Here is a 6,440-nt window from a genome sequence, read left to right as displayed (position 1 = left end):
GCTAAGGTTTTGAGCACTTGAAGGGCTCACCCAGAGGCGCAGGCTTGTTCCTATCGTCGGTCATAGCCAGATGCATTCTTTATCGGCGCTTGGGTGAAAGGAGGAGGGGCGAAATCTCCCACGGTCTATACTGCGTCAACAGTCAGAATCGGGCTTTGTCCCTTCTCCTCCCTTCAAGTCCTAGCATACAAGCGGGCTTGCTCGCGACAGCGGAGTGTCAGTCACTGAGTCCGTAACAGAACCACCGCTATCGCAGGCAAGCCCCACAAGGTATTTGGTACTTAACAAGTATTGTGTAGGCACCAGCCTCACCGAACCGAGTTCTGCATCACAATCTGTGGCAGATGCTCGGACAGAAAGTCAATCAGCGCCCTGACCGAAGGCAGCATGCCGCGCCGCGCCGAATACGCGAGGTGCAGTGTCAGCTCGGGGGCACTCCATTCTGGCAGCACCACCACCAGTTGCTGTCGAGCCAGGGCGGGCAGGCACGCAACATCCGGCATCATCGCGATGCCCAACCCCTGGATGGCCGCATTCAGGATCGTTTCATGCTCCCTGCACATCAAGGTCGGCCGCAGCTTGGCGGTGGTGCGCGCACCATCAGGGCCAACCAGTAGCCATTGCGGCTGTGGCTCATCTGCCGCTTCGTAGTAGAGCGTTGGCCGTTGTGCCAGCTCGTCCGGATGAGACAGCGGCCCTGTGCGCTTGAGGTAGTCCGCGCTGGCAACCAGGATGCGCCGGCTGATCCCCAGCGGTTTGGCCACCAGGTCGGGGTCCATATCCTCCGGCTGACGCAGCCGCACGGCAATGTCCACCGATTCCGCCTGCAGGTCCACCGTGCGATCAGTGGCAAGCACCTGCACGCGCACCTGGGGGTAACGGGCCATGAACGGCGGCAGGTAAGGGGCCAGGAATACCTGGGTCGCCAGCACCGGGCAACTGATGCGCACCAGCCCGCGCGGCGCGGCGCTGGCCATGTCGATGACTTCCTGAGCCGCCAGCGCTTCAGTGATCGAGGCGCGGCAATGGATGAAAAATCGCTCACCGAGGTCAGTCAGAGACACATGGCGTGTGGTTCGATGAAACAGGCGGGCGCCCAGGCGTTGTTCGAGCGCCGCAACGCGTGCGCTGAGCCGCGACTTGGGGATGCCTAGCACTCGGCCCGCCGCCGAGAACCCGCCGTGCTCGGCGACCATGGAGAAATAGTAGAGATCGTTGAGGTCCTCCAGCACAGCCTGGGTGGTCATTCTATTGTCCGATTTCAGGTAACAGATGGTTCAAAAATAGCATCTATTGGGATGATTGTCGTTTGGTTGGGCTGATGACTCACCGAATCAACTGGCACTCAAGGAGCCGCCGACATGCCTCTGCTTACCGCCGACAATCTTGCGCAATATGGCGACCCGCATCCACGCCAGCGAGTTGCCGTCCTCGACACCGACATGAGCTACGTGGACGTCGGCGCAGGCGAGCCCATCGTCTTCCTGCACGGCAACCCCACGTGGTCCTATCTGTGGCGCAATATCATTCCTCACGCGCTGCCGCACGGCAGATGCCTGGCGCCGGACCTAGTGGGTATGGGGCTCTCGGGCAAGTCGCCGACTCGCGCCTATCGCTTCGAGGATCATGCCCGCTATCTCGAGGCCTGGTTCGAGGCCATGGGGTTGACCAACGTTGTGTTGGTTACCGATGACTGGGGCACTGCGCTGGGGGCGCATTGGGCCAACCGCAACCGGGATCGTGTACAGGCGCTGGTGTATATGGAAGGTGTGGTGTTTCCGGGAAGCTGGGACGATTACGCTGGCGCAGGCAAGGACCTCTTCAAAGCCCTGCGCTCGGAACCAGGCGAGCAGATGATCCTTGAGGAGAACCTCTTCATCGAGGGGATTCTGCCTCGCACCACGTTGCGCACTCTGGGCGTCGAGGAAATGGACGCCTACCGCGCACCCTTCGCCACCCGGGAAAACCGCTGGCCGACCCTCGCCTGGCCCCGCGAACTGCCTATCGAGGGTGAACCGGCCAATGTCGTCAAGATCATCGAGGCGTCTGGCGCATGGTTGGCGACCGAGGCACTGCCCAAGCTGCTGATCGTCGGGGAGCCAGGCGCGGTGCTCACCGGGCGTGCGCTGGCCTATGCCCGCACCTGGGCCAATCAACGCGAGGTCAGCGTGCCGGGCATTCATAGCCTGCAGGAAGACTCTCCGGCCGAGATCGGCCTGGCGCTGTCGCTGTTCCTGCGAGAACTGCGCCCCATTACCTGAAGCCATCCCATTCACACCCGTGCCATGACCTGACCCCCTGGAGGTAGACCATGAAACACACCTACAAAGGCCCCGACGATGCCTTGGAAGTGGCGCGCTTTGTCTGCAATGCAGTCAACGGCTGGACCGAAAACCCGACACGGATGATTCCCTATTTCACCCCGGACGGCGGTTGGGAATTTCCGTTCGCGCCCACCGAGTTTGGCCTGTTCTTCAAAGAGGTCCGTGGAAGTGAAGCCATGAAACGCTACTTCAGCTCACTCGTGCCTTATATGGAAAACCTCGATATCGGACCGGTAGAGAATTGGGCCATTCATACGCTGAAGACCCCGCATACCTACGTGTATGAATACACCGGCACAGCCACCATCAAGGGCTCGGGCAAGCTCTACGAGCAGAACTACATTTCGATCGTGACGCTGGAAGGCGGCAAGATCAAAACCTATCGCGAGCATTGGAACCCGTACGTTGCGCTGCTCGATTTTGGCCTGGCGCGTCCCGTTGACGGTGACGCGAGGTAGCGACAGCGGCAATTGCTGATTGCAAAGACGAGGTGGTACATGAACGCAAAAGATGTGGTAACCACGATGTGGACCGAACTGATGACCGCCAAGGACCCGGCCGTGATCCAGAAGTGGGTAGCCCCCACCTACAAACAGCACAGCCCCTATGTGCAAACCGGCCGAGAAGGTCTTGAGCAGTTAGTGGCAAGCCTGCGAGACGACTACAGCTACGAGGTGGTGCGGATCTTCAGCGACGGCGATCTGGTGGTGTTGCACGGCATTCATCGCAACTGGCTCAACGGCGTATTCACCGGCGGCGAAGTCGTTGTCGGCATCGACATGTTCCGCGTTGCGGATGATCAGATCCAAGAGCATTGGGATGCGTCGGTGCCCGTCATGCGCATTTCGGCATCGGGCCGCACCCAGTTCGACGGGCCGGCGACAGTCGAACATGCGGACAGGACCGCGCACAGCAAAAACACTGCAACCGCCTTCATCCAGACGGTGCTGGTCGACAGGCAGCATCGGCGCCTGCCTGAGTTCCTCAGCAAGCATGGATTGGCGCAGCACATTACGGAGATTGCCGATGGCGCCGCTTGCCTGGCGCAAGCGCTGGCGGTGAGCGACAAGGAGTATGTCGCGATCAGGAAAGTGGTGGCTGAAGGTGAGTTTGCGGCGGTCCAGTCAGAGGGACGGATCAATGGTCAAACCCATACCTTCTGGGACCTGTTCAGGATCGATGCGCATGCAAAGATCGCTGAACAGTGGCAGGTAGCCGCGGTGTTCCCCGATGTCGTACCCCACGACAACGGCCCATTCTAGAGCGTTATTTGTGCGCGCCCAGCCATTCCACGGCCGTGCGCCAGATGCAGATACCCAGGAAGTACGCCGACATCAGCGACCATAAGCCAAATGTCCAAGGGTTGGTGTTCGGGTAATCCACCACCATCAGGAAGCTGCACAGCAGCCAGATGGTGGTCACCGCGATGTTGATCGGCATGAAGCGCTTGACCCGGAACGGGTGCAGGAACTTCATCGGCGTGACGGTCAACAGCGCCAGGCCGATCACGGTCAGCAAGGTGACCCAGGCATCCGGCTGGATGATATAGACGCACAGGGCAACGACGTTCCAGGCGGCAGGGAAGCCGACGAAGTAGTTGTCCTTGCTCTTCATGTTCACGTTGCAAAAGCAGAACAGCGACGACACCAGAATCACCGAAACCGCAAACAGGTGGGTGAAATCAGGCAGGTCGATGTAGCGGTAGATAAACAGTGCAGGAATGAACACGTAGGTGAGGTAGTCGATCACCAGGTCCAGCACCGAGCCGTCAAAGCTGGGCAGCACCGTGCTGACATTCACCCGTCGCGCCAGCGAGCCGTCGACGCCATCCACCACCAGTGCCAGGCCCAGCCATAGCAGGCACGCCTTGGGGGAGTTTTCCAGCAGCGCCAGGGTGGCCAAAAAGGCCAGTACCACACCGGTGGCGGTAAAGCCGTGGGCGCCCCAGGCTTTGAGTCTGGCTACATGCAGGGTCGATATCACGGGCGGTTCTCCAAAAGGTCAAACGGGGCAGCCGACAACGTAGCGCCGTCGAGTCTGGCCAGGGAATGCAGGTATCGACCGGGAAGGGGAGGATAAGGTTCACCGCCCGGCGTATCCGTTAGCGTAGCAAGCGTAGGATGTTTCGGCATCAACCCTGACGGAACACCAGGGCCTTCAGCCCACTCTGTGGGTCAATGTCAGGAAATTCCGGTGGGTTTTCCAGCCGCTGTACAAACCGCAGGCCCGGTGCTTCGCGGGTCACGCCGTCGATCAGGAAGTCCTCGCCGAAGGCCGGATCGTTCATGCATGCCAGTACGGTGCCGTGGGCACTGAGCAAGTCTGGCAGGCGGCGCAGCACGCGCTGGTAATCCTTGGTCAGCAGGAAACTGCCTTTCTGGAAGGAGGGCGGGTCGATGATCACCAGGTCGTAAGGGCCGTTGTTCGTCACCTTGGCCCAGGACTTGAACAAGTCGTGGCCCAGGAAACTCACTCGGCTCAGGTCGTGCCCATTCAGGCGATGGTTGTCGCGGCCACGGCTTAAGGCCCCACGGGCCATGTCCAGGTTCACCACATGGTCGGCGCCGCCTTCGATGGCGGCCACGGAAAAACCGCAGGTATAGGCAAACAAATTCAGCACACGCTGGCCCTGGGCTTGTTCGCGCACCCAGTTGCGCCCGTAACGCATGTCGAGAAACAGCCCGCTGTTCTGTTTTTTACCCAGGTCGATCAGGTAGCGCAGGCCGCCCTCGGTGATGGTCAGCTCGTCGATGGCGTCGCCCACCAGCCATTCGGTGGTGCTTTGCGGCAGGTAGCGGTGTTGCAGGGCCACGGTGTGCACGCCGAAACGGCTCCACTCGATCTGCAACAGCGTGTGCTTCAGGGCATCCAGGTGCTCGGTTTCTTTGAACAAAGCAACCAGCACCACCCCTTGCAGCCAGTCCACCGTCAGTTGTTCCAAGCCCGGCCAGCAACGGCCACGGCCATGGAACAGGCGCCGGGTTTCCGCAGGCGCGTCAGCCAGGGCAGTGAGCAAGTGGGCGTGCAGGGTAGCGAGTGCGTCTGGGTTCATCGTTAAGCGTCAGTCATCGGGCGGGCGGCATTTTAAACACAATTGGGAAGGAACGGGCTTGCCTGTGATGGCGGCCTGACAGCCGACCCATATATACCTGAAGCCCCGGCATCCAACTGTGGGAGCCGGCTTGCCTGCGATGACGGGCTGATAGTCGACGCTTATCTACTTTGGATCGCGGAGCGTGAGTTGGATCATCGTCGGCTGTCAGGGCCGTCACGGGAGCAAGCTCCCTCGCCACAGGTCCAGCGTTGTACCGCGTTCCCGCAGTGTTTGCGATTTGGGTCAGCGCGTGGCAATCAGCGCCGGCCCGAATGACTCTTTCAAGAAAACCGGGGCGATATAGCGTTCGTAATGTGCCTCGGACAGCAAAAAGAACTCTCGATCTATCGCATCGCGCAAATCCGCCAGGTGGCGTTCACGAAACTCCGGTAACAGCGTCAAACCATAGGCATCCAGCCTGGAAATCACCCGCGCACCCCGCGCAATCAACTGGTATGCCCAGCAATACGGCGACTGGTGCGGCATAAAACGAATCTTGCGCGCTTCCAACTGCTGTCGCAGGCAGTGCGGGTCGAACACTTCCAGCTTGCTGGCCATTACCTGTACCAGCAGTTGTTCCAGACGCAGCCACACCGCCTGTTTTTCCTCGGCGTTATAGCCATTCCACTGGATCACCTCGTGGTGATAGCGCTTGCAGCCCCGACAGACCAGGTCACCGTAGACGGTGGAGCACAGGCCGACGCAAGGGGTTTTGATGGTTTGGTTGGGCATAAAGGCTTGCTTGCAAAGTCTATGGATCATCAATAGCCAATGTGGGAGCGGGCTTGCCCGCGATAGCTGTGTGTCAGTGGGTACATCCGTGACTGATACAGCGCTATCGCGGGCAAGCCCGCTCCCACATTTATTGGTTCGTGTTGATTCAGTCCCAGCTCAACGCGCCGCCGGTCTGATACTCGATCACACGGGTCTCGAAGAAGTTCTTCTCTTTCTTCAAGTCCATGATCTCGCTCATCCACGGGAACGGGTTAGTCGTGCCTGGGTACTCTTCCTTCAAGCCGATC

Annotated in this window: 7 protein-coding genes and 1 pseudogene; 3 read left to right on the top strand and 5 right to left on the bottom strand. The window is 60.0% G+C overall.

Going from position 1 to position 6,440, the window contains the following annotated elements; all coding sequences use genetic code 11:
- Positions 1 to 308: 308 nt before the first annotated feature.
- Entirely contained in the window at positions 309 to 1,247 is a 939-nt protein-coding gene (locus GIW79_RS29135; protein WP_054895949.1) for a LysR substrate-binding domain-containing protein, read from the bottom strand.
- A 114-nt stretch (positions 1,248 to 1,361) separates the two neighbouring features.
- On the opposite strand from GIW79_RS29135, the gene GIW79_RS29130 reads away from it, so the two are divergent.
- From GIW79_RS29130 to GIW79_RS29120, 3 genes are read left to right on the top strand one after another with little or no spacing between them, the layout of a single operon-like run.
- Complete coding sequence (locus GIW79_RS29130; protein ID WP_054895948.1) at positions 1,362 to 2,261, top strand: haloalkane dehalogenase; 900 nt, start codon at positions 1,362 to 1,364, stop codon at positions 2,259 to 2,261.
- 50 nt (positions 2,262 to 2,311) lie between these two features.
- Positions 2,312 to 2,782, top strand: coding sequence for a nuclear transport factor 2 family protein (locus tag GIW79_RS29125; protein ID WP_054895947.1), 471 nt, complete (start codon positions 2,312 to 2,314; stop codon positions 2,780 to 2,782).
- Between the two features lie 39 nt (positions 2,783 to 2,821).
- The gene (locus tag GIW79_RS29120) at positions 2,822 to 3,586 is read left to right on the top strand and encodes a nuclear transport factor 2 family protein (protein WP_236456376.1); all 765 of its coding nucleotides are present in this window, start codon (positions 2,822 to 2,824) and stop codon (positions 3,584 to 3,586) included.
- Positions 3,587 to 3,590: 4 nt separating this feature from the next.
- Here GIW79_RS29120 and pcsA read toward each other — a convergent pair whose 3' ends face one another.
- The 4 genes and pseudogenes from pcsA to GIW79_RS29100 all read right to left on the bottom strand — a co-directional run.
- On the bottom strand, positions 3,591 to 4,307 hold the full coding sequence (gene pcsA / locus GIW79_RS29115) for a phosphatidylcholine synthase (protein WP_003191017.1): 717 nt from the start codon (positions 4,305 to 4,307) through the stop codon (positions 3,591 to 3,593).
- 148 nt (positions 4,308 to 4,455) lie between these two features.
- Positions 4,456 to 5,376 (bottom strand): class I SAM-dependent methyltransferase, encoded by a 921-nt coding sequence (locus tag GIW79_RS29110; protein WP_054921392.1) that lies wholly within the window; start codon positions 5,374 to 5,376, stop codon positions 4,456 to 4,458.
- A gap of 285 nt (positions 5,377 to 5,661) precedes the next feature.
- Positions 5,662 to 6,150: a DUF1289 domain-containing protein gene (locus GIW79_RS29105; protein WP_054895944.1), complete on the bottom strand. Its 489-nt coding sequence runs from the start codon at positions 6,148 to 6,150 to the stop codon at positions 5,662 to 5,664.
- A gap of 148 nt (positions 6,151 to 6,298) precedes the next feature.
- A pseudogene (locus tag GIW79_RS29100) lies at positions 6,299 to 6,440 on the bottom strand (ribonucleotide-diphosphate reductase subunit beta); the annotation flags it as partial.

The sequence above is a fragment of the Pseudomonas sp. PA-7-1E genome (assembly GCF_021605325.1).
GTDB lineage: Bacteria > Pseudomonadota > Gammaproteobacteria > Pseudomonadales > Pseudomonadaceae > Aquipseudomonas > Aquipseudomonas fluorescens_BV.
Note: the sequence above shows the minus strand (reverse complement) of the source record. Positions and strands in the feature narration are given on the sequence as shown.

Bases quoted from the DNA above. Each gene is read 5' to 3' on its own strand.
- GIW79_RS29110 (WP_054921392.1), bottom strand. From the start codon at position 5,376: ATGAACCCAGACGCACTCGCTACCCTGCACGCCCACTTGCTCACTGCC.
- GIW79_RS29125 (WP_054895947.1), top strand. From the start codon at position 2,312: ATGAAACACACCTACAAAGGCCCCGACGATGCCTTGGAAGTGGCGCGC.
- GIW79_RS29120 (WP_236456376.1), top strand. From the start codon at position 2,822: ATGAACGCAAAAGATGTGGTAACCACGATGTGGACCGAACTGATGACC.
- GIW79_RS29105 (WP_054895944.1), bottom strand. From the start codon at position 6,150: ATGCCCAACCAAACCATCAAAACCCCTTGCGTCGGCCTGTGCTCCACC.
- GIW79_RS29130 (WP_054895948.1), top strand. From the start codon at position 1,362: ATGCCTCTGCTTACCGCCGACAATCTTGCGCAATATGGCGACCCGCAT.
- GIW79_RS29135 (WP_054895949.1), bottom strand. From the start codon at position 1,247: ATGACCACCCAGGCTGTGCTGGAGGACCTCAACGATCTCTACTATTTC.